Raw genomic sequence first — 22,806 nt, 5'->3', positions numbered from 1 at the left:
GCTCCCCCGCGCCGTGCCCGCACCAACTGCCCGTGCGACCGGGGCGGATTCGTCCGCCCCGGTCTCTTGCCCCGCGCCAGTAGAATGTGAAATGTTACTGCCGTGCCCAAGAGACACAACCACCGTCCCCCGGATGCCGTGATCGTCGGCGCCGGAGTCGTCGGCGCCGCCTGCGCGTACTACGCCTGCCGCTCCGGCCTCGCCGTCACCGTGGTCGACCGCGGCTCCGTCGCGGGCGGCACCACCGGCGCGGGGGAAGGGAATCTGCTCGTCTCCGACAAGGAGGCGGGCCCCGAGCTCGACCTCGCGCTGCTCTCGACCCGACTGTGGCGCGAACTCGCCCAGGTCCTCCCACCGGAGACCGAGTACGAGCCCAAGGGCGGTCTCGTCGTGGCTCCCGACGAGACCGCCCTCACCGCACTGCGGACCTTCGCCGAGGGGCAGCGCGACGCGGGTGTCGAGGCGCGGGAAGTACCCGCCGACGCCCTGCGCGAACTGGAGCCCCATCTCGCACCCGGCCTCGCCGGCGGCTTCCACTACCCGCAGGACGCCCAGACACAGCCCGCCCAGGCGGCCGCCCAGCTCCTGAGGGCGGCGCGGCGGCTCGGTGCGGAGGTCCGGCTCGGCGACGAGGTCACCGACGTCCTCACCGACACGCACGGCGCCGTCCGCGGCGTCCGCACCACGGGCGGCGACCTCCTCGCCCCGGCCGTCGTCAACGCGGCCGGGACCTGGGGCGGAGAGCTCGCGGCCCTCGCCGGAGCCCCTCTTCCCGTACGGCCCCGACGCGGCTTCGTCCTCGTCACCGAACCGTTGCCACGCCTCGTACGGCACAAGGTGTACGCCGCCGACTACATCTCCGACGTCGCCAGCGGCTCGGCGGCGCTCCAGTCCTCGGCCGTCGTCGAGGGCACCCCCTCCGGGCCTGTCCTCATCGGTGCCACCCGCGAGCGGGTCGGTTTCGACCGTTCCCTCTCCACCGAGGCCCTGCGCAGACTCGCGTCCCAGGCCACCGCACTCTTCCCGGTTCTCGCGGACGTCCACGCGATCCGGACCTACCTCGGGTTCAGGCCCTATCTGCCCGACCACCTCCCGGCCATCGGACCGGACCCGCGCGTCCCGGGCCTCCACCACGCCTGCGGACACGAGGGCGCGGGCATCGGCCTCGCCCCCGCCACCGGACTGCTCGTCGCGGCGGGACTGCTCGGCGAACCGCCCGCCCTGGACCTGCGGCCGTTCCGCCCCGAGCGTTTCCGGGCCCCCGATCAGCCAGGAGCCGACCCAGGAGCCGAGCGATGAACAGACCACCGTCCTCCCGCGTCGGGGCGGGCCCCGACGCGGCGTACACCCTCACCTTCGACGGCCGTGACATCAGCGTGCTCCCCGGCCAGTCCATCGCCGCCGCGCTCTGGGCGGCAGGCGTCCTCTCCTGGCGCACGACCCGTGGGAACGGCGCGCCCAGGGGCGCCTTCTGCGGAATGGGCGCCTGCTACGACTGCCTCGCCACTGTCAACGGCCGCCCGAACCAACGCGCGTGCCTCGTCCCCGCGCGCCCCGGAGACACCGTCACCACCCAGGAGGGCACCGGACATGCCGACGACGCCGTCTGACCGCCCGGGCGGGCCGACGGACCCCGCCCCCGCCGGGTCGCACACCGCCGACCTCGCGATCGTCGGAGCGGGCCCCGCCGGACTCGCGGCCGCCGTCACCGCCGCCGACCTCGGGCTCACCGTGGTGCTCATCGACGCCGGAGAGCGACCCGGCGGACAGTACTACCGGCACCCCGCCCCCGAACTCGCGGCCGCGCGCCCCCGGACCACGCACCACCAGTGGCGGCCCTTCGCCACCCGCGTCAGCCGTCTCGACGAGCATCTGCGCGCCGGACGCGTCAGACACCTCGCCACCCACCACGTGTGGACCGTGACCCCCGAGGAAGGGGACCGGTGGCGGCTGCACGCGGTCGCCGGCCCCGACGAACGTCCCGCCACCGCCCGTGCCGCTGCGGTACTCCTGGCCACCGGCGCGTACGAGCGGCAACTGCCCTTCCCCGGCTGGACCCTCCCCGGAGTGGTCGGCGCCGGCGGCGCCCAGGCGATGCTGAAGGGCGGCCTCGCCCTGCCCGGCAAGCGGATCGTCGTCGCGGGCAGCGGCCCGCTGCTGCTCGCCGTCGCCGGGTCCCTCGCCGCCGCCGGAGCCCGCGTCCCCGCCGTCGTGGAGGCCGCCGACTACACCGCGTACGCCGGCGCGCTCCCCGCGGTCCTCCGCAACCCCGCCAAGGTGGCCGAGGGCGCGGTCCACGGCGCGGGGCTGCTCAGGCACTCCGTACGGCTGCTCACCCGGCACGCCGTCACCGCCGCCCACGGCACCGACCGGGTCACCGCTGTCACCGTCTCCCGACTCGACCGCGACTGGCGGCCCGTTCCGGACAGCGGCCGCCGCGTCCCCTGCGACGCCGTCGCCGTCGGCCACGGGCTCGTCCCCCAGCTGGAACTGGCCACCGGCCTCGGCTGCGCCACCCGGCGCACCCCCGACGGGACCACGGCCCTGGCACTCGACTCCGACCAGCGCACCTCCGTCCCCGGCATCTGGGCGGCGGGGGAGACGGGCGGCATCGGCGGAGCCCAACTGGCCTTCGTGGAAGGCGAACTGGCGGCGGGGTCGATCGCCCGCGCCCTCCGGGGCGGGACCGGCCCTCGCCGCACCGCGGCCCTCACCCGTCGCCGGGCGCGGCTGCGGGCCTTCGCCGCCGCGATGGCCGCCGCGCACAGGCCGGGACCCGGCTGGACCGAGTGGCTCGACGCCACCACCGAGGTCTGCCGGTGCGAGGAGGTGACGGCGGCAAGGATCCGGGAGGCCGTCGAGGACCTCGGCGCCCGGGACGCGCGCAGTGTCAAACTGCTCACCCGCGCCGGGATGGGCTGGTGCCAGGGCCGGATGTGCGGCCAGGCCGTGGCGCGCCTCGCGGGGGAGGAGCCGGCCGCGGACCGGCGCCCGCTCTCCTGCCCCGTACCGCTGCGGCAGCTCGCCGAACTGCCCGCACGGCCCGAACGCGCCGCGCCACCCGACGACCCGGTGCCGGAAGATACGGCCTGAACCGGACTGACGGGCACCGAGCCGGCTGAACGACCGAGCCCGACCGACGCACTCGGCCGACCGAACGCCCAAGCCGCCCCCCCCCGCCGAACCACCCCGGGCCGCCGGCACACGGCACCGCGGCACCCATCATCCGAGGAGTTGTACGTTGACCGATCACCGGACACGGCCCTGGCACGGCGTCATGGTCGCCACCGCCCTGCCCTTCGACGACGCGCTGCGGATCGACTACGACGCCTACGCCGAGCATGTCGCCCGGCTCATCGACCAGGGCTGCGACGGTGTCGTCCCCAACGGCTCCCTCGGCGAGTACCAGACCCTCACCGACGACGAGCGCGCCCGCGTCGTCAGGGTCGCCGTCGAAGCGGCCGGCGACGGGAGCAGGGTGATGGCGGGAGTCGCCGCCTACGGCAGTGACGAGTCCCGCCGCTGGGCCGACCAGGCGGCCGAGGCCGGCGCGGGGTCCGTTCTCCTCCTGCCGCCCAACGCCTACCGCGCCGACGAGCGCTCGATCCGCGCCCACTACGCCGAGGTGGCGAAGGCCGCACTGCCCGTCGTCGCGTACAACAACCCCTTCGACACCAGGGTCGACCTCACCCCGCGGCTGCTGGCGGCGCTGCACGCGGACGGCAGCATCGTCGCCGTGAAGGAGTTCAGCGGCGATGTCCGGCGCCCCTACGAGATCGCCGAACTCGCCCCCGAGCTCGACCTCCTGATCGGCGCCGACGACGTCCTGCTCGAACTGGCCCTCGCGGGCGCCGTCGGCTGGATCGCCGGGTACCCCAACGCCCTGCCGGCCGCCTGCGTCGCCCTCTACCGCGCCGCCGTCGCCCACGACCTGGACGAGGCCCTGCCGCTCTACCGGTCGCTGCACGCGCTGCTGCGGTGGGACTCCCGGCCCGAGTTCGTCCAGGCCATCAAGCTCTCGATGGACATGGCGGGGCTTCCCGGCGGACCCGTACGCCCCCCGCGGGCCCCTCTCACCGACGAGCAGGCGGACGCCGTCCGCGCCGCCACCGAGAAGGCGCTCGCCGAGGGCCACAAGTAGACGCCGTCACAGGCCCACAGAGGCCGGTCCGGGCCATGGAGGCCCCGTACACACACGCAGGAACAGCAGGAACGGAAAAGGAGGGGACATGCGCACCCGGCACGTCTACCACGCTGTCGACTCGCACACCGAAGGCATGCCGACCCGTGTCATCACCGGCGGCGTCGGCGTCGTACCCGGCGCGACCATGGCCGAGCGGCGGCGCCACTTCATCGACCACCTCGACCACGTCCGCACCCTGCTCATGTACGAGCCGCGCGGCCACGCGGCGATGAGCGGCGCCGTCCTCCAGCCGCCCACGCGCCCCGACGCGGACTACGGCGTCCTGTTCATCGAGGTCTCCGGGCTCCTGCCCATGTGCGGGCACGGCACCATCGGGGTGGCCACCGTGCTGGTGGAGACCGGCATGGTGCCCGTCACGGAACCCGTCACCACCGTCCGCCTCGACACCCCGGCGGGCCTGGTCTCCGTCGACGTCCAGGTCGAGGACGGCGTGGCCAAGGCCGTGACCCTCACCAATGTGCCCGCGTTCTCCCTCGCGCTCGACCGCAAGGTGCGCGTACCGGGACATGGCACAGTCACCTACGACATCGCGTACGGCGGCAACTTCTACGCCTTCGTCTCCCTGGACGACCTCGGCCTGCCCTTCGACCGCGCCCGCAAGGACGACCTGCTCGCCGCGGGACTCGCCGTGATGGAGGCCATCAACGCCACGGACCGGCCCGTCCACCCGGAGAACCCGGAGATCAACGGCGTCAAGCACGTCTATCTCGCCGCCCCCGGCTCCGACGCCACCCGCTCCCGGCACGCGATGGCGATCCACCCCGGCTGGTTCGACCGCTCACCCTGCGGCACCGGCACCTCGGCCCGTATGGCACAACTCCACGCACGCGGCGAACTCCCGCTCGGCCGCGACTTCGTCAACGAGTCCTTCATCGGTACGGAGTTCACCGGGCGCCTCGTCGCGCAGACCACGGTCGGGGGGCTGCCCGCCGTGGTGCCGACCGTGACCGGACGGGCCTGGATCACCGGAACCGCCCAGTACTTCCTCGATCCGGACGACCCGTTCCCCGCCGGCTTCCAGCTCTGACACCCGCCGCCGCGGCGTCCTTCGGCGCGGCCGCCCGCTGACACCCACGGCACCGCCGACCGGGGCCGCTGCGCCCGCGCTTGATCGATTGGTGGGCCGTGGGGCCCGGGCTTACGGTCGAATGGTGGGCGGACCCGTCCACGGCCCCTCCGCCAGGGCGCGATGTGTCATGAGCACTCCCAAGCCGACGAACACCACCGGAACCGACACCCCGGAACGGGGTGGCGGCAACGGAATGGCCCTTCTCGTCATCGCGTCGTGCCAGCTGATGGTGGTCCTCGACATCACCATCGTGAACATCGCCCTGCCGCACATCCAGAACGCGCTGAACTTCTCCACGACGAGCCTGTCCTGGGTCGTCAACGCCTACACGCTCACCTTCGGCGGTCTGCTGCTGCTCGGTGGACGCGCCGGTGACGTCCTGGGAAGACGCAGGGTCCTCATCGTCGGCCTGCTGCTGTTCGTCCTCGCCTCGCTGCTCGGCGGTCTGGCGCAGAACGCCGGTCAACTCCTCGCCGCCCGCGCCGTGCAGGGCGTCGGCGGCGCGATCATCTCGCCGACGTCCCTGGCGCTGGTCACCACCACGTTCAGTGAAGGACCGGCCCGCAACCGGGCGTTCGGCGTGTTCGCCGCCGTCTCCGCGGGCGGCAGCGCGATCGGGCTCCTCGCCGGGGGCCTCCTCGTCGAGTGGCTCGACTGGCGCTGGGTCCTCTTCGTCAACGTGCCGATCGGCCTGCTGATCGCCTTCGCGACGCCGCGCTTCATCAAGGAGTCCGAGCGTCACCCGGGCCACTTCGACCTGGCCGGGGCGTTGACCTCCACGCTCGGCATGGTGGCACTGGTCTACGGCTTCATCCGGGCCGCCCAGGAAGGCTGGCGGGAACCCCTCACCCTGGCGTCGTTCGGCATCGCCGTGGTGCTGCTCGCGGCCTTCATCCTGATCGAACGCCGCTCCAGGCAGCCGATCACGCCCCTGCACATGTTCGCCGACCGCAACCGCTCGGGCACGTACGGCATCATGATCAGCCTCGCCGCCGCGATGTTCGGCATGTTCTTCTTCCTGACGCTCTTCGTGCAGAACGTGCTGGACTTCAGCCCGCTCCGGGCCGGCCTCGCCTTCCTGCCGGTCAGCGCGATCATCGCGGTGGGCGCGGGGATGGCCTCCCAACTGCTGCCCAAGTACGGGCCGAAGCCCTTCATGGTCACCGGCGCGATCCTGGCGGCGGGCGGCCTGTCCTGGCTGACCCTCACCGACGTCCACTCCACCTATCTGGGCAGCGTCCTGGGGCCGATGCTGGTCTTCGGCCTCGGCATGGGGATGCAGTTCGTTTCCGTGACGCTGATGGCGGTCTCCAATGTGCCCCGGCACGAGTCCGGCGCGGCGTCGGGCATGCTCAACGCGACGCAGCAGGTGGGCGGTTCCCTGGGCCTCTCGATCCTGGTCACCGTCTTCGGCACGGTGAGCCGCAACGAGGCCGACAAGCAGGTCCCGGACTTCATCGCCCACGCGACCCCGGCGCAGCGCCTCGAGTTCCGGCAGACCGGCCAGCTCCCGGCTCCATGGGGCGATCACATCCTGACCTCGGGCGTCTCGGCCGCCTTCGTCGTCGCGGCGGGGCTCGCGATCCTCGCGGCACTGATCGCCCTCTTCGTGATCCAGGTCCGCCCCGGGGACCTCGAACGCCTCAAGGGCGGCATCGGCCCCGGCGCCGGCCAGGGCTGACCTCACGCGTCGGGCCCCGCGACTGCGAAGGACAGGCAGTCGCGGGGCCCGGACGAGGGGGTCGTGCGCAGACGGTCCTTCTTCGGTGGCCATCAGCGAACATCAGCGGCCCCGCGTTCGGGGCGCCGGCCGCGTCAGATGTCCCGGAAGATCTCGATCTGCGCCCCGACCGAGTTCAGCCGCTCCGCCAGGTCCTCGTACCCCCGGTTGATGACGTACACGTTCCGCAGCACCGACGTGCCCTCCGCCGCCATCATCGCGAGGAGTACCACCACCGCCGGCCGCAGGGCGGGCGGGCACATCATCTCCGCGGCGCGCCACCGGGTCGGGCCCTCGACCAGCACGCGGTGCGGGTCCAGGAGCTGCAGGCGGCCGCCCAGCCGGTTGAGGTCGGTGAGGTAGATGGCACGGTTGTCGTAGACCCAGTCGTGGATCAGGGTCTTGCCCGAGGCCGCCGCCGCGATCGCGGCGAAGAAGGGCACGTTGTCGATGTTCAGGCCCGGGAACGGCATCGGGTGGATCTTGTCGATCGGCGCCTCCAGCTTGGACGGCCGGACCGTCAGGTCCACCAGCCGGGTGCGGCCGTTGTCCGCCGGGTACTCCGCGGTGCGGTCGTGGTCGAGCCCCATCTCCTCCAGAACGGCGAGCTCGATCTCGAGGAACTCGATCGGCACCCGCCGGATCGTCAGCCGGGACTCGGTCACCACGGCCGCCGCCAGCAGGCTCATCGCCTCGACCGGGTCCTCGGAGGGCGAGTAGTCGACGTCCACGTCGATGTTCGGGACGCCGTGCACGGTCAGTGTCGTCGTGCCGACGCCGTCCACCCGTACGCCCAGCGCCTCCAGGAAGAAGCACAGGTCCTGCACCATGTAGTTGGAGGACGCGTTGCGGATGACCGTCACCCCGTGGTGGCGGGCCGCGGCGAGGAGGGCGTTCTCGGTCACGGTGTCGCCGCGCTCGGTGAGGACGATCGGGCGGTCCGGCGCGACGGACGCCTCGACCTGGGCGTGGTAGAGCCCCTCGGTCGCGGTGATGTCCAGGCCGAACCGGCGCAGCGCGATCATGTGCGGCTCGATGGTCCGTGTGCCGAGGTCGCAGCCGCCGGCGTAGGGCAGCTTGAAGTGGTCGAGCCGGTGGAGCAGCGGCCCCAGGAACATGATGATCGAGCGGGTGCGGCGCGCCGCCTCGGCGTCGATCGCCTCCATGTCGAGCTGTGCGGGCGGGACGATTTCGAGGTCCACGCCGTCGTTGATCCAACGCGTGCGTACGCCGATGGAGTTGAGGACCTCCAGGAGCCGGAAGACCTCCTCGATGCGGGCCACCCGGCGCAGGACCGTCCGGCCCTTGTTGAGCAGGGAGGCGCAGAGCAGTGCCACACAGGCGTTCTTGCTGGTCTTGACGTCGATGGAGCCGGAGAGTCGGCGTCCGCCGACCACGCGCAGATGCATGGGTCCTGCGTAACCCAGGGACACGATCTCACTGTCGAGCGCCTCGCCGATACGGGCGATCATCTCAAGACTGATGTTCTGGTTGCCCCGCTCGATGCGGTTGACGGCGCTCTGGCTTGTGGCCAGCGCCTCGGCAAGCTGACTCTGTGTCCAGCCCCGGTGTTGCCGGGCGTCACGGATGAGCTTGCCGATGCGTACGAGGTAGTCGTCTGCCATGGCGGCAGGTTATCTCAGATATGAGATGGTGCTCGCGTTGGGCTGGGCCATCAGGGTGACAGGCCGTGCGCAGTGGGGTGACGCGGTTCATAGAGCGGCAGTTCGGCTCCGCTCGGCAGCCGTACGCCCGCGAGCAGCCCCCAGCCCTGGTCACTGACGGGCCGTGAGATCTCGGCGCCGCGCCGGGCGAGCGTGTCCAGCACGCGAGCGATGTCGTCGCACATCAGATACAGCTCGTGCTTCGGCTCGGCCGCCGTGGGGTGGACGGCGACCTCGGCCGGCGGCAGCGCGAAGATCAGCCAGCCGCGCCCGGCGTCGACATGGTCGAAGCCCAGCACGTCCTTGAGGAAGGCCCGATCCGCGTCCGCGTCCCGCGTGTAGAGAATCACATGTGCGCCGCTGAACATGGTGCGATCCTCGGCCCGCCCGGCGGCCGCGGCAATCCCTCGCGGCCGTCCGGGGGGCACCCGTGACCGGTCAGTCCTGTCCGCAGGCGCAGGCCCGATGCCTTCCGCCGTGGACCGCCGCGTACGAGGCCGGCCGGGGGCCCGCCTCCGCCCGGGCCAGTCCCGCGGCCGCGGCCCTCCCCGTCGCCGAGTGCGCGTCGTGCACGACCCGCCCGCCGACCAGCGTCAGCTCGGCCCGCGTGTCGCTGATGTCCTCCACCGGGCAGCGCGTCACATCGCGGTCGAGGAGGACCAGATCCGCCGCGCGGCCCCGCTGGACGGTGCCGGTCAGCCGGTCCATGCGCAGCTGCCACGCCGTGCCGTACGTATGCATCCGCAGTGCCGAGGCGCGCCCGAGGCCCTCCAGCTCGCGGTGGAGCTCGCCCTCGCCGTGCGCACCGCGCCGGTCGATCGCCGTGCGCACCTGGTTCCACACCTGGAGCGGGTCGACCGGCCAGTCCGAGCCGCCGGACAGTCGCGCGCCGTGCCGTTCCAGGCTCCGCGCCGGGTACATCCAGCGGTGCCGCTCCGGCCCGATGTACGGCAGCAGCGCCTCCATCGTCCAGGTGTCCTCGGCGGCCCACTGCAACTGCATGCACGCCACCACACCCAGCTCGGCGAAGCGCCGGAGGTCCGCGGGATCGACCAGCTGCAGATGGGCGACGGTGTTGCGCGCGTCGCGCAGTCCGGTCGCGCGGCGCGCGTGGGCGTACCCGTCCAGAGCCGTGCGGACCGCGCGGTCACCGAGGCCATGGGCGTGCATCTGCCAGCCCGCCCGGTTGAAGGTGGCCGTCAGCCGACCGTAATCATGTCCTGAAACGTACAGTTCGCCACGATTGTTCGTTGGTCGTCCCTGACCGTCCAGATAGGGCTCCAACAGCGCGGCCGTCTGCGCCGGGTACTCGATCACACCGTCCAGGAACACCTTGATCATGCCGAAGCGCAGACCGGGGACGTCCTCGAACTCCCGCCGCAACGCCCGGGCGTACGCCAGCGAGCCGGCCGGGTCCTTCGCCTGGTCCGCCTCGATCCGGACGGCCGGTACGACACGCTGCGGCAGCTGTCCCGCCGCCGCCAGCGCCCGGTACGTCACCAGCTCCCCGCGCGTGACCCAGGCGTCCATCATCGTGGTGACCCCGGAGGCGGCGGCCTGGGCGAGGACCCGGGCGCACGCCGCGACCAGTTCCGTCTCGCCGGGCTCCGGAATGTGACGTGTCACCAGCGGCTGGGCGTCGTCCTTGAGCACTCCGGTCGGCCTGCCGTCGGCTCCCTTGACGATCTTTCCGCCGACCGGGTCGGGCGTCGAGGAGGTGATCCCCGCGATCTCCAGCGCGCGGGCGTTGACCCAGACGTTGTGTCCGTCGCCGCCGACGAGGGCGACCGGGCGCCGGGTGGGCAGGGCGTCGAGCATGGTGTGGTGCGGGGCGGTGCCCTGGGGAAGCAGGCCGATCGGGTTCCAGTCCTCCACCACCAGCCAGCCGTCCGGCTCTTGGCCGGGGGAGTCCTTCAGGAAGCCCGTCAGGATCTCCCGGAGCTCGGGCTCGGTCATCTCGGCGCCCTCCAGCGAGGGCCGCAACGAGCGCTTGCCCGCCGCCAGGGGATGGACATGGCCGTCGTGGACGCCGCTCATCACCGTGCCGCCGCGCGCGTCGACGACCTCGGTGTCCCGGCCGATGAGCCGGCGCAGCTCGTTTCCGCGTCCGGTGGCGACGATCCGGCCGTCGCGGCCGACGGCGACGGCCTCGACGGGACGGGAGCCGGAGAGCCCGGTGAACACCCGGGCGTTGTGCACGATCAGCGAGGCGGACGAGTTCCGTACGGACGCCCGCCCTGCCGGGGCGGGCGCCGTGGACGCCGGGGCCGAGCGGGGGGCGGACATCGCGGCGGCGGGCGCCGCCGCCGTACCGACCAGGCCGGCCGCGCCCGCGGCCAGTACGGTGCGCCGGGAGAGAGAGGACGTCATGAGCGCTCCTGGAGGCAAGGGTGGCTGTGGCCTGAACCCTCGGTGATTAATCCCTTAACCAGAAGCCGCCCCGGACGACGGATTCCCGCTGCCGACTCCCCGCCGGGCCATGGAATCCGTACGATGACGCGCGTGTCCGGACCCACCCTCGCCGACATCGCCCGCGCCGCCGAGGTGTCGACGGCGACCGTGTCCCATGCCCTCAACGGCACGGGCCGACTGGGCGAGGCGACCCGCCGCCGGGTCCGGGACGTCGCCGTCGCCCTGGGCTACGGACCGCCACGGGCGGCCCGCACCCGTACGCTCGGCGTCGCCGTCACCACCTTCGCCGGCGTCCCCTGGAACATCACCGCCGTCCCCTTCTTCTCCCGCGCCCTGACGGCCGCGACCGCGGCCGCCCACGCCCGTGGCTTCGCGCTCACCACCCTGCCCACGGAGCGCGGGGCCGAGTCGCTGTGGCACACGCTCGCCGTCGACGGAATGCTGATCATGGACAGCCCGGTCGGCGACCCGGTGCTCCGCGCCCTGCGCGCCCGGGGCATTCCCCTGGTCTTCGACGGTGTACCGGGAGACCCGCTCCCGGGCGACCTGTGGGTCGACAACGACCACCGGGCCACCACCCGCGAGGTGCTCGACCATCTCGCGGCGGCCGGGTCCGAGCGCGTCGCACTGCACACCGGCTTCGGCCGCGACCACTGCACCACCACGGTGACCGAGGCGTACGAAGCGTGGTGCGCGGAGCGCCGCAGGCGGCCGGTCCTCGTCACCTTCGATCCGCACGACGCCGGGGGCCATGCCTTCGACGCGCTGCTGAGCCTCGACCCGGAGGTCCGGCCCGACGCCGTCTACTCCCTCTACGACCCCGGCGGCCGCCAGCTGCTCGCGGCCGCCGCGCGCCACGGAATCGCCGTGCCGGATGTGCTGCGCGTGGTGTGCGCCAGCGAGGATCCTGGATACGCGGAGACCGATCCACCGGTGAGTACGGTGACCCTGCGCCCCGAGGTCACCGCGGGTACCGCCGTGGCCTTGCTGACCCGGCTCATCGAGCCCGGACAGGGCGAATCGCCACAACCGGTCGTCGTCCCCGCCGCTCTGCGGGTGCGCGCCTCGTCGCGCGGCGCGGGGATGTACTAGTGTGTTATCTCGACATCGAGATATCTGCCCGAAGACGCACCACAGCCGCCCCGGTAAGGATTGCCTTACTAAGTCTTACCTTAGCGGACCGGCGAGGAGCCCGTGGCGGCAGGACCACGCGGCGTCAGCCGCATATCTGACGCGGCGCGGTAGATACGCGCACATTGAAGAAGGAGACTGTCGTGTCGGCGAACAGCTTCGACGCCCGCAGCACGCTGCGCGTGGGCGACGAGTCGTACGAGATCTTCAAGCTGGACAAGGTCGAGGGCTCCGCGCGCCTCCCTTACAGCCTGAAGGTGCTGCTGGAGAACCTGCTCCGCACCGAGGACGGCGCGAACATCACCGCCGACCACATCCGGGCCCTCGGCAACTGGGACTCCCAGGCACAGCCCAGCCAGGAGATCCAGTTCACGCCGGCCCGCGTGATCATGCAGGACTTCACCGGTGTGCCCTGTGTCGTCGACCTCGCCACCATGCGCGAGGCCGTCAAGGAGCTCGGCGGCGACCCGGCGAAGATCAACCCGCTCGCCCCCGCCGAGCTGGTCATCGACCACTCCGTCATCGCCGACAAGTTCGGAACGAAGGACGCCTTCGGTCAGAACGTCGAGCTGGAGTACGGCCGCAACAAGGAGCGCTACCAGTTCCTGCGCTGGGGCCAGACCGCCTTCGACGAGTTCAAGGTCGTCCCGCCCGGCACCGGCATCGTCCACCAGGTCAACATCGAGCACCTGGCCCGTACGGTCATGGTCCGTGGCGGCCAGGCGTACCCGGACACCCTCGTCGGCACCGACTCCCACACCACCATGGTCAACGGCCTCGGTGTGCTCGGCTGGGGCGTCGGCGGCATCGAGGCCGAGGCCGCGATGCTGGGCCAGCCGGTCTCCATGCTCATCCCGCGCGTCGTCGGCTTCAAGCTGACCGGCGAGCTGCCGGCCGGCACCACCGCCACCGACCTGGTCCTCACGATCACCGAGATGCTGCGCAAGCACGGCGTCGTCGGCAAGTTCGTCGAGTTCTACGGTGAGGGCGTCGCCGCCACCTCCCTCGCCAACCGCGCCACCATCGGCAACATGTCGCCGGAGTTCGGCTCCACCGCCGCGATCTTCCCGATCGACGGCGAGACCCTGAACTACCTGAAGCTGACCGGCCGCTCCGAGCAGCAGGTCGCGCTCGTCGAGGCGTACGCCAAGGAGCAGGGCCTCTGGCTCGACCCGTCGGCCGAGCCCGACTTCTCCGAGAAGCTCGAGCTCGACCTCTCCACGGTCGTTCCGTCGATCGCCGGTCCGAAGCGTCCGCAGGACCGCATCATCCTGGCGAACGCCGCCGAGCAGTTCGCCCAGGACGTCCGCAACTACGTCGACGACGTCGACGAGGCGGGCAAGGAGTCCTTCCCGGCCTCCGACGCCCCGGCGATCTCCGGCACGCCGTCGAAGCCGACCCTGGTCACCGCCCCCGACGGCTCCACCTACGAGATCGACCACGGCGCCGTCACCGTCGCCGCGATCACCTCCTGCACCAACACCTCGAACCCGTACGTCATGGTCGCCGCCGCGCTGGTGGCCAAGAAGGCGGTCGAGAAGGGCCTGACCCGCAAGCCGTGGGTCAAGACCACCCTCGCTCCGGGCTCCAAGGTCGTCACCGACTACTTCGACAAGGCGGGCCTGACCCCCTACCTCGACAAGGTCGGCTTCAACCTCGTCGGCTACGGCTGCACCACCTGCATCGGCAACTCCGGCCCGCTGCCGGAGGAGGTCTCCAAGGCCGTCAACGAGCACGACCTCGCGGTCACCTCGGTCCTCTCCGGCAACCGGAACTTCGAGGGCCGTATCAACCCCGACGTCAAGATGAACTACCTGGCCTCCCCGCCGCTGGTCGTCGCGTACGCCCTCGCGGGTTCCATGAAGGTGGACATCACCAAGGACGCGCTCGGTGTCGACACCGAGGGCAAGCCGGTCTACCTGGCCGACATCTGGCCCTCCGAGGCCGAGGTCAACGACGTCGTGGCCAACGCCATCGGCGAGGACATGTTCAACAAGTCCTACCAGGACGTGTTCGCGGGCGACGCCCAGTGGCAGGCGCTGCCGATCCCGACCGGCAACACCTTCGAGTGGGACACCGAGTCCACCTACGTCCGCAAGCCCCCGTACTTCGAGGGCATGACGATGGAGACCACCCCGGTCGAGGACATCACCGGCGCGCGCGTGCTGGCGAAGCTCGGCGACTCGGTCACCACCGACCACATCTCCCCGGCCGGTGCCATCAAGGCCGACACCCCGGCCGGCCAGTACCTCACCGAGCACGGCGTGGAGCGTCGTGACTTCAACTCCTACGGCTCGCGCCGTGGTAACCACGAGGTCATGATCCGCGGCACGTTCGCCAACATCCGCCTGCGCAACCAGATCGCGCCGGGCACCGAGGGCGGCTACACCCGCGACTTCACCCAGTCCGACGCGCCGGTGTCGTTCATCTACGACGCCTCGCGCAACTACATCGACCAGGGCATCCCGCTGGTCGTCCTGGCCGGCAAGGAGTACGGCTCCGGCTCGTCCCGCGACTGGGCCGCCAAGGGCACCGCGCTCCTCGGCGTCAAGGCCGTCATCGCCGAGTCGTACGAGCGCATCCACCGCTCGAACCTCATCGGCATGGGCGTGCTGCCGCTCCAGTTCCCGGAGGGCGCCTCGGCGGCCGCCCTCGGCCTGACCGGCGAGGAGACCTTCTCCTTCACCGGCGTGACCGAGCTGAACAACGGCACCACCCCGCGCACGGTCAAGGTCACCACCGACACCGGTGTGGAGTTCGACGCGGTCGTCCGCATCGACACCCCCGGTGAGGCGGACTACTACCGCAACGGCGGCATCATGCAGTACGTGCTGCGCAACCTGATCCGCGGCTGACCCACACGGCCGCAGGTCACGCCTCACACGGACCGGCCGTCACCCCGCACGGGGTGGCGGCCGGTCCGCGTCGTGGGCGCCGGTCAGGAGATCAGCTCGACCTCCGCGAGCGTCGCCGGGCCCGCCGGGACGAGGCGGTACTTCGCGTACGTGCCGGGGGCGCCGATCGAGAAGACCCGGGTCTGCCGGTCCCAGGCGAACGTCTCGCCCGACCGCTCGTCCAGGTCCTTCCAGGTGGTCCCGTCCCGCGAGCCCTGGAGCACCCAGCCCGCCGGCGCCTTGGTCCGGTCGGACGAGGTCAGGGTGTACTGGACGGCCCGTACCGCGGTGGCCACCGGAAGCTCCGCCGTCGCCGTCTCGACCGCCGTGGCCGAGGTGTTGTCGAAGAGCGGACCGGCACCGGTGATCACGTCACGGCGGGGGGAGGGCACCTTGTCGTCCTGGGTGAGGGAGACCGGCGCGGCCTTCTTGCCCGTGCCCCAAGCGGACGGCCTGGGGCCCATGTCGAACTGCAAGGTGCCTCCGCGCGCGAGTAGATCGTGCGGCAGGGCGGTGGAGTTCCACTCCTTGCCGTTGACCCTCAGCCCCTGGACGTAGAGGTTGCGGGCGCTGTTGTCCGGGGCCTTCACGACGAGCTTCTCGCCGTTGTCCATCCGCACGGTCGCCTTGGTGAACAGCGGAGAGCCGACCGCGTACTCGCCACTGCCCATCACCAGCGGGTAGAAGCCGAGCGCCGAGAAGAGGTACCAGGCCGACTGCTCGCCGTTGTCCTCGTCGCCGTGGTAGCCCTGGCCGATCTCACTGCCGGTGTAGAGCCGTGAGAGCACCTCACGGACCTTCTCCTGTGTCTTCCAGGGCTGTGACGCGGCGTTGTACATGTAGGTGACATGGTGGGCGACCTGGTTGGAGTGCCCGTACATGCCCATCCGCACATCGCGTGCCTCTGTCATTTCATGGATGACACTGCCGTACGACCCCACGAACTCGGGGCTCGCCGTTTCCGGTGTGGAGAAGTAGGCGTCCAGCTTCTCGCCGAGAGCCGAGCGGCCGCCGTAGAGGTTGGCGAGGCCGCGCGAGTCCTGGGGCGCGGTGAAGGCATAGCCCCAGCCGTTGGTCTCCGTGTAGTCGTAGCCCCAGACCCGGGGGTCGTACTGCGCCGAGGGGACCCGCCAGTCGCCCTTGAGGTCGCGGCCCTGGAAGAAGCCGGCCTTGGAGTCGAACAGCGAGACGTAGTTGCGGGCGCGGTTGAGGAAGTACGCCGACTCGTCCCGGTACCGCTTCTTCCCGGTCTTCCTGTGGAGGGCCTCGGCCATCTTCCCCACGCCGTAGTCGTTGAGATAGCCCTCCAGGGACCACGACAGGCCCTCATGGGTCTCGGTGGAGGCATAGCCGAGGAAGGGGGAGGTCTCCATTCCCTTGCGTCCCACGCCCCGGCTCGGCGGCGTGACCGTCGCGTTCTTCAGCGCCGCCTCGTACGCGGCCTCCGCGTCGAAGTCGACGCCCTTGACGTACGCGTCGGCGAAGGCGACGTCCGAGGAGGTGCCGGTCATCAGGTCGGCGTAGCCGGGTGAGGACCAGCGGGAGATCCAGCCGCCGTCCTTGTACTGCTGGACGAAGCCGTCCACCAGCTCGCCGGCCTTCTTCGGGGTGAGGAAGGAGTAGGCGGGCCAGGTGGTGCGGTAGGTGTCCCAGAAGCCGTTGTTGACGTAGACCTCCCCGTCGACGATCTTCGCGCCGGTGCGGGTCGGGGTGTCGGGACCGGTCATCGGGGAGAAGGGGCTGGCGTACTGGTGCTTCCCGCCGACCTTCTCGAAACCGGAGTTGGGGTAGAGGTAGAGCCGGTAGAGGCTGGAGTAGAGCGTCACCAGCTGGTCGCGGGTGGCGCCCTCCACCTCGACCCGGCCGAGGACGTCGTCCCAGGCGTCCCGCGCCGTGTCGCGGACCCGCTCGAAGCGCGACCCGGAGGGGATCTCGGCGGACAGGTTGGCCTTCGCCTGGTCCAGGCCGATGAGCGACGTGGCGATGCGCAAGGTCACCGTACGGTCCGCGCCCGCGTCGAACCGCAGATGTCCCTTGACGCCCTGCGCGCCGGACGCGGTGACCGGAGCGTCGAAGACGCCGTACACGAACATGCGGGTGGCGCCGGTGGACAGACCGCTCTTCACGTCGGAGAAGCCGCTGAAGGAACTCGTCGCCGGGTCGAGCGTGAGGCCGCCCTCGTCGGTGACGTTGTCGAAGAGGACGGACGCGTCCTCCCCGGGATAGGTGAACCGCATCATCGCCGCGTGGTCGGACGGGGTCATCTCGGCCTTGAGGCCGTTCTCGAACGTCACACCGTAGAAGTGCGGCGTGGCGCTCTCCTTCTCATGACGGAAGGGAAGGGCGCGCGCGGTGCGTGAGGTGTCCGGCGGGCCGGCGGCCGCCGACGGCATCAGCTGGAAGGTCTGCCGGTCCCCCATCCACGGACTCGGCTCGTGGCTGGCGGCGAACGCCTGCACGGTGGGCAGGTTGTCCGCGTTGTTCCCGCGCGCGTACTCGTACAGCCAGGTCTTGGAGGCCGCGTTGGTCACCGGCGTCCAGAAGTTGAAGCCGTGCGGCACGGCCGTGGCGGGGAAGGTGTTGCCCCGGGAGAAGGAGCCGCTGGAGTGGGTGCCCCGGGTCGTCGACGCGTAGTCCGAGAGGTGCGCGAGGCGCTTCTCGGGGGCCTTCGGCCTGAGGGTGATGTCGTCGATCCAGCCCTGGAACTTCGCCGGGCCCTTGGGGGAGTCGTACGCGACCAGGATCCGGTCGACGGTCTTGCCGGCCGCCACCGTACCGATGCCCGAGTCGACCTGGTTCCACTGGTTGACGTAGAGGCGTTTGGCCGCGCCCTGGCCCTGCGGGGTGAGCGCTCCACCGTGACGGTCGACGGCCCGCAGCTCGCTCAGATAGGTGCCGTCGGTGAAGGCCAGGTCCACCGCCACGTTGGTCGCGGGGTAGTTGAGGTCCGTCTCCGGCAGGGAGGGGAAGATCCGGTAGGACAGCTCGGTGTTCCGGCCGACGGCCGTGTTCACGTCGAAGACCTTGTTGTACGAGTAGGCCCGGCCCTCGGGCTCGTGCGTACCGGCGTAGCGCAGTGCCCGCTTACCGGTGAAGCCGGCGTTCGCCTTCGCGGTGGGGGAGCCGCCGGGTCCCCGGTCGGTCAGGGTGCGCATGTCCTCGGGGACGGGGGAGGAGGTGTCGCCGTTCGAGAACTGGACGTCGGCGAGCTGGGTGATGCCCGGAGCGCCGTTGTTCCTGGTGATCTCCAGGCGGTAGTGGGCGTACGGCGCCGCGCCGTCGGTGGGGAAGCTCTTGGTCTCGAAGCGCTTCTCGAAGGTCTGGCCCTGCCGGCTGTCCAGGACCTTCCAGTCCTTGCCGTCGGTGGAGCCCTTGAGCGTCCAGTCCTTCGGGTCGCGCTCGGCGGCGTCGTTCGCCGAAGTCAGGGCGTACGTCACCACCTTGGTGGGTTCGTCCAGGTCGAATTCGACCCATCCCGTCGGCTCGAACACCAGCCATTTGGTGCCCGGCTGGAGGTCGACGAGATTCTCCTTGGTCTCGCCCGAGCCGGCGTTCTCCCCGTTGGCCCGGACGTCCACCACCTTGTCGGTGACATTGCCCGGTATGCCGGTCGCGAAGCCGCCGTCGACACCGGAGGAGCGCTTCGTTCCGTCCGCCCCGGTTTCCACGGTATTGCGCCAGGTCGGCTGGGGTTCTCCCGCTTCGAACGAGGAGCTGAATTCCCCCTCCGGCGCGTCGGGTTGGCCCGGCAGGGCCACGGCGGTCGAGGGTGCGCCGCCCACGATCAGGGCGGTGGCCACCAGCAGGGCGGCCGCGGGGAGGTGTCTGTGCATGACGAGTGGTATCTCCTGCCCAAACGGCTGGACAACGTTGTCAATTGCATGGCGCAGGCTCCAGTAGGGAGGTAAGTGCCTAGTGGTGTCAAGGGTGTTGGCGCCGCCAAAAGGGTGGATTCAGTCATTCTGTAGAGCCTCACCGGGGGCGAATGCGTGCATAACCGTCACGGATATCCCGGAGGTCTCAACTCGGGAAAGACTGCCGCCCAAACCTGCTTTCGATCTTGCTCAGTTGGCGGGAAGTGGACTATACCTGTCGGCGTCCGGCCAGTCCTTCATGATGATGGCCCGGACAGGGGGAAACGGGGACGTGCGGGGCCAACCCTTACGACCGGGCGACCCTTGCGCGACCCACGCTGCACCTGACATGACCAAGCTGCACACGTGCATGACCCAAGCTGCAATGGAACGCGGTGGCGGGGCCCTTCGCCTCAGGCGAGAAGGACGGGCGACCGGTACACCGCCTGAGTCCTGGAGAAGGCGAGGACTTGAGCATGGGATCCACCTCCGCCCGTAACAATGAGGGCCTTGGCCGTCGTGATCTGATCAAGCGTTCGGCCGCGCTCGGCCTGATCACGGTTCCGACGATGAGCTTCCTGTCCGCCTGCGCGAGCGGCGACAGCGGCGCCGACAAGGGCAAGGCCGCGAAGGGCGAGAAGTCGGCGAAGAACCCCCTCGCCGTCAATGAGTCCGCGCCGCTCGACGTTGTCATTTTCGACGGTGGTTTCGGCACGCAGTACGCCGAGGACGCCAACAAGGTCTACGAGAAGAACTACCCCAAGGCCAAGGTCAAGTTCTCCAAGACCCAGAAGATCCAGTCGGTGCTCCAGCCGCGCTTCAACGGCGGGACCCCGCCGGACCTGATCGACAACTCCGGCGCCCAGCAGATGGACATGGGTGTCCTGGTCGGCAAGAAGCAGCTGACCGACCTCACCCCGCTGCTCGACGCCCCCTCCATCGACGACCCGAACAAGAAGGTCCGCGACACCCTGCGGCCCGGGATCGTCGAGATGGGCCAGTTCGACGGCGCGCCCGTCTGGATCATGTACTACGCGTACACCGTCTACGGCGTCTGGTACTCGCAGACCGCGCTCGACAAGCTGGACGCGAAGTACCCGGAGACGTGGGACGAGATGCTCGCCCTGTGCGCGAAGGCGAAGAAGCAGGGCATCGCCGGCTGGACGTATCCGGGCAAGCACCCGTACTACCTGCCGTTCTCGCTCTACCCCTTCATCGCCAAGATCGGCGGTGTGGAGGTTCTCGACGCGATCGACAACCTGGAGCCGAAGGCCTGGGAACACCCTGCCGTCAAGGCCGCTTTCGAGGCGTACTACGAGCTCTTCGCCAAGGGGTACATCCTCCAGGGCACGCCCGGCCTCGACCACCGCGGGTCGCAGGGCGCCTGGGCCCGCGGGAAGGCGCTGTTCATCCCCAACGGCTCCTGGGTGGAGAACGAGGAGGCGAAGTTCATCCCGAAGGACTTCAAGCTCGCCGTGGGCGCGCCCTCCAGCCTCGACGCCTCGGACAAGATGCCCTTCGGCACGATCTGGGCGTCCGGCGGTGAGCCCTTCATCGTCCCGGCGAAGGCGAAGAACCCCGAGGGCGGCATGGAGCAGCTGCGCATCATGCTCAGCGAGGCCTCCTCGAAGAGCTTCACCACCAACACCAAATCGCTGTCGGCGTTCAACGGCGGCACGAACGGCATCGAGCTGTCCGACGGCCTCAAGTCCGGTGTCGCCGCGCTGGAGAAGGCCGGCACCAACGTGGTGAACCCGCGCCTGCAGGACTGGTACGTCAAGCTCCAGAAGGAGCAGATCGGTGTCGCCGGTCTGGGCGAGATGATGGCGGGACGGGCGACCCCCGCGGAGACCATCAAGAAGATCCAGGGCTTCGCGGACGCCGCGGCAAAGGACTCGTCCATCAAGCACTTCAAGCACCAGAAGTGACAACGCGTCACCAGCGGCGGCAGCACAGGAAGGTCGGAGTCGGTAGCAATGCAACACGGTAAATACCGGTTCATCGTCGGGTTCTTGGCGATTCCCCTGGCGTTGTACGCCATGTTCGTCATCTGGCCGTTCATCCAGTCCATTTATTACTCGTTCACCGACTGGACCGGTCTGAGCCCCGACTTCACCATGGTCGGCTTCGACAATTACACGAAGATGTTCCACGACGACATCTTCTGGAAATCCCTCCAGCACAGTGTTCTGCTCGCACTGGTGCTTCCGCTGGTGACGCTCGGTCTCGCGCTCTTCTTCGCCTTCATGATCAATGTCGGTGGGCGGCGCCGAAAGGGCGCCGCCGTCGGCGGCGTGCGGGGCTCGGGCTTCTACAAGATCGCGTATTTCTTCCCGCAGGTCCTGTCGATCGCGATCGTGGCGATCCTCTTCCAGTTCGCGTACGACCCCGCCCAGGGCATGATCAACGGATTCTTCAAGGCCGTCGGCCTGGAGGGTTTCCAGCCGAACTGGCTCGGCGACCCCGAACTGGCCCTGTGGTGCATCATGGCGGTGCTCGTCTGGTGCACGGTCGGCTTCTTCGTGGTGCTCTTCTCCGCCGGTATGGCGTCCATCCCCAAGGACTTCTACGAAGCGGCGCTGCTCGACGGCGCGAGCCGTGTCACCACCTTCTTCAGGATCACCCTGCCGCTGCTCCGGGACACCGTGCAGTCGGGCTGGGTCTACATGGGCATCCTGGCGCTGGGCGCCGAGGCCTTCGCCGTCGTCCACATCATGTCGGTCGGCCCCGGCGGCCCCGACTACGCGACGACGGTCCTGCCGCTCTACGTCTACCAGGCGGCATTCCGGGACGGCCAGGCGGCCTACGCGACCACGATCGGCGTCGCCCTGCTCCTCGTGACACTGGCCTTCGCGGCCATCGTGCTGCGAGTGGGCCGGCGTGAGCGGCTGGAGTTCTGATTCCGATGAAGACCACTGACACCCCTCCCGCCGGGCTCGGCGGCACCGCCGTACCCGAGCAGCGTGCTCCCCTCGGCAAGCAGGCCCCCGGGCCGGCGAAGCGGGGCAGCGACGGCACTGTCCTCAATCTCTTCTCGCACGGCATGCTGATCCTCTGGGCGATCATGGTCGTGCTGCCCCTGCTGTGGGCGGTCATGACGTCGTTCAAGACGGACACGGCCATCTTCGAGGAGCCCTGGGGCCTGCCCGACTCGCTGCTCTTCGAGAACTGGTCGCGGGCCTGGACCGAAGCGCACATGAGCGACTACTTCGTGAACACGCTCATCGTGGTGGCCGGCTCCCTCGTCGGCACGCTCCTCTTCGGTTCCATGGCCGCCTACGTCCTGGCGCGCTTCGAGTTCCCCGGGAACCGGTTCATCTACTACCTCTTCGTCGGCGGCCTGAGCTTCCCGGTGATGCTGGCGCTGGTGCCGCTCTTCTTCGTCATGGACAACACCGGACTGCTGAACACGATGCACGGCCTGATCCTGGTCTACATCGCGTACTCACTGCCGTTCACCGTCTTCTTCCTGACCTCGTTCTTCCGGACGCTGCCGACGTCCATCGCCGAGGCGGCCATGATCGACGGGGCTTCCCACACCCGGACCTTCTTCCAGGTGATGCTGCCGCTGGCCCGGCCGGGTCTGATCAGCGTCGGGATCTTCAACTTCCTCGGCCAGTGGAACCAGTACATGCTGCCCACGGTGCTGAACACCGACCCGGACAAGCGCGTCCTCGCGCAGGGCCTGGTCGAGCTCTCCACCAGCCAGGGGTACAAGGGGGACTACTCCGGTCTCTTCGCCGGTCTGGTGATCGCGATGCTGCCGGTTCTCGCGGCGTACATCGTCTTCCAGCGGCAGGTGGTGGCCGGCCTCACCGCCGGCGCCCTGAAGTAGGGGACCACGGCCGTACGCGCGGT

The 22,806-nt window shown here is 70.2% G+C and carries 15 protein-coding genes; 11 read left to right on the top strand and 4 right to left on the bottom strand.

Annotated features, from left to right (window positions below):
* Positions 1–102: 102 nt before the first annotated feature.
* From ACZ7J0_RS04120 to ACZ7J0_RS04095, 6 genes are all read left to right on the top strand, one after another.
* Positions 103–1,299, top strand: coding sequence for an NAD(P)/FAD-dependent oxidoreductase (locus tag ACZ7J0_RS04120; RefSeq protein ID WP_470883752.1), 1,197 nt, complete (start codon positions 103–105; stop codon positions 1,297–1,299).
* Entirely contained in the window at positions 1,296–1,610 is a 315-nt protein-coding gene (locus tag ACZ7J0_RS04115; RefSeq protein WP_470883750.1) for a (2Fe-2S)-binding protein, read from the top strand. Before ACZ7J0_RS04120 ends, ACZ7J0_RS04115 begins: the two co-directional genes overlap by 4 nt.
* On the top strand, positions 1,591–3,093 hold the full coding sequence (locus ACZ7J0_RS04110; protein WP_470883748.1) for an FAD/NAD(P)-dependent oxidoreductase: 1,503 nt from the start codon (positions 1,591–1,593) through the stop codon (positions 3,091–3,093). The genes ACZ7J0_RS04115 and ACZ7J0_RS04110 overlap by 20 nt, the downstream gene beginning before the upstream one ends.
* Positions 3,094–3,277: 184 nt before the next feature.
* Positions 3,278–4,141 carry a dihydrodipicolinate synthase family protein gene (locus ACZ7J0_RS04105; RefSeq protein ID WP_470884123.1) on the top strand — a complete coding sequence of 288 codons (864 nt, stop codon included), beginning with the start codon at positions 3,278–3,280 and terminating at the stop codon, positions 4,139–4,141.
* 88 nt (positions 4,142–4,229) lie between these two features.
* Positions 4,230–5,231 carry a proline racemase family protein gene (locus ACZ7J0_RS04100; protein WP_470883746.1) on the top strand — a complete coding sequence of 334 codons (1,002 nt, stop codon included), beginning with the start codon at positions 4,230–4,232 and terminating at the stop codon, positions 5,229–5,231.
* A gap of 169 nt (positions 5,232–5,400) precedes the next feature.
* Positions 5,401–6,954 carry an MFS transporter gene (locus tag ACZ7J0_RS04095; protein WP_470883744.1) on the top strand — a complete coding sequence of 518 codons (1,554 nt, stop codon included), beginning with the start codon at positions 5,401–5,403 and terminating at the stop codon, positions 6,952–6,954.
* 134 nt (positions 6,955–7,088) lie between these two features.
* Here the strand turns inward: ACZ7J0_RS04095 and ACZ7J0_RS04090 are convergent, their stop codons facing one another.
* From ACZ7J0_RS04090 to ACZ7J0_RS04080, 3 genes are all read right to left on the bottom strand, one after another.
* Entirely contained in the window at positions 7,089–8,618 is a 1,530-nt protein-coding gene (locus ACZ7J0_RS04090) for a helix-turn-helix domain-containing protein (protein ID WP_470883742.1), read from the bottom strand.
* A gap of 50 nt (positions 8,619–8,668) precedes the next feature.
* Positions 8,669–9,025 carry a VOC family protein gene (locus ACZ7J0_RS04085; RefSeq protein WP_470883740.1) on the bottom strand — a complete coding sequence of 119 codons (357 nt, stop codon included), beginning with the start codon at positions 9,023–9,025 and terminating at the stop codon, positions 8,669–8,671.
* A 70-nt stretch (positions 9,026–9,095) separates the two neighbouring features.
* Positions 9,096–11,027, bottom strand: a complete 1,932-nt coding sequence (locus ACZ7J0_RS04080; RefSeq protein ID WP_470883738.1) for an amidohydrolase — start codon at positions 11,025–11,027, stop codon at positions 9,096–9,098.
* Between the two features lie 123 nt (positions 11,028–11,150).
* Between ACZ7J0_RS04080 and ACZ7J0_RS04075 the strand changes: the two genes are divergently transcribed.
* Together ACZ7J0_RS04075 and acnA are read left to right on the top strand one after the other, a co-directional pair.
* Positions 11,151–12,161, top strand: coding sequence for a LacI family DNA-binding transcriptional regulator (locus ACZ7J0_RS04075; protein WP_470883736.1), 1,011 nt, complete (start codon positions 11,151–11,153; stop codon positions 12,159–12,161).
* Positions 12,162–12,343: 182 nt separating this feature from the next.
* Positions 12,344–15,055, top strand: coding sequence for an aconitate hydratase AcnA (gene acnA, locus ACZ7J0_RS04070; RefSeq protein WP_470883734.1), 2,712 nt, complete (start codon positions 12,344–12,346; stop codon positions 15,053–15,055).
* A gap of 83 nt (positions 15,056–15,138) precedes the next feature.
* Here acnA and ACZ7J0_RS04065 read toward each other — a convergent pair whose 3' ends face one another.
* The gene (locus tag ACZ7J0_RS04065) at positions 15,139–18,927 is read right to left on the bottom strand and encodes a GH92 family glycosyl hydrolase (protein ID WP_470883732.1); all 3,789 of its coding nucleotides are present in this window, start codon (positions 18,925–18,927) and stop codon (positions 15,139–15,141) included.
* A 497-nt stretch (positions 18,928–19,424) separates the two neighbouring features.
* Between ACZ7J0_RS04065 and ngcE the strand changes: the two genes are divergently transcribed.
* The 3 genes from ngcE to ACZ7J0_RS04050 are packed head-to-tail and all read left to right on the top strand — an operon-like array spanning position 19,425 to position 22,783.
* Positions 19,425–20,876, top strand: coding sequence for an N-acetylglucosamine/diacetylchitobiose ABC transporter substrate-binding protein (ngcE, locus tag ACZ7J0_RS04060; protein ID WP_470883730.1), 1,452 nt, complete (start codon positions 19,425–19,427; stop codon positions 20,874–20,876).
* A gap of 48 nt (positions 20,877–20,924) precedes the next feature.
* A complete protein-coding gene (locus tag ACZ7J0_RS04055) occupies positions 20,925–21,848 on the top strand; it encodes a carbohydrate ABC transporter permease (protein ID WP_470883728.1) in 924 nt (307 codons plus the stop codon).
* A gap of 5 nt (positions 21,849–21,853) precedes the next feature.
* On the top strand, positions 21,854–22,783 hold the full coding sequence (locus ACZ7J0_RS04050) for a carbohydrate ABC transporter permease (RefSeq protein WP_470883726.1): 930 nt from the start codon (positions 21,854–21,856) through the stop codon (positions 22,781–22,783).
* Positions 22,784–22,806: the final 23 nt, after the last annotated feature.

This window comes from Streptomyces sp. NPDC038280 (assembly GCF_055600045.1).
The sequence above is the reverse complement of the archived record's forward strand: the minus strand, read 5'-3'. Positions and strand labels throughout refer to the sequence as shown.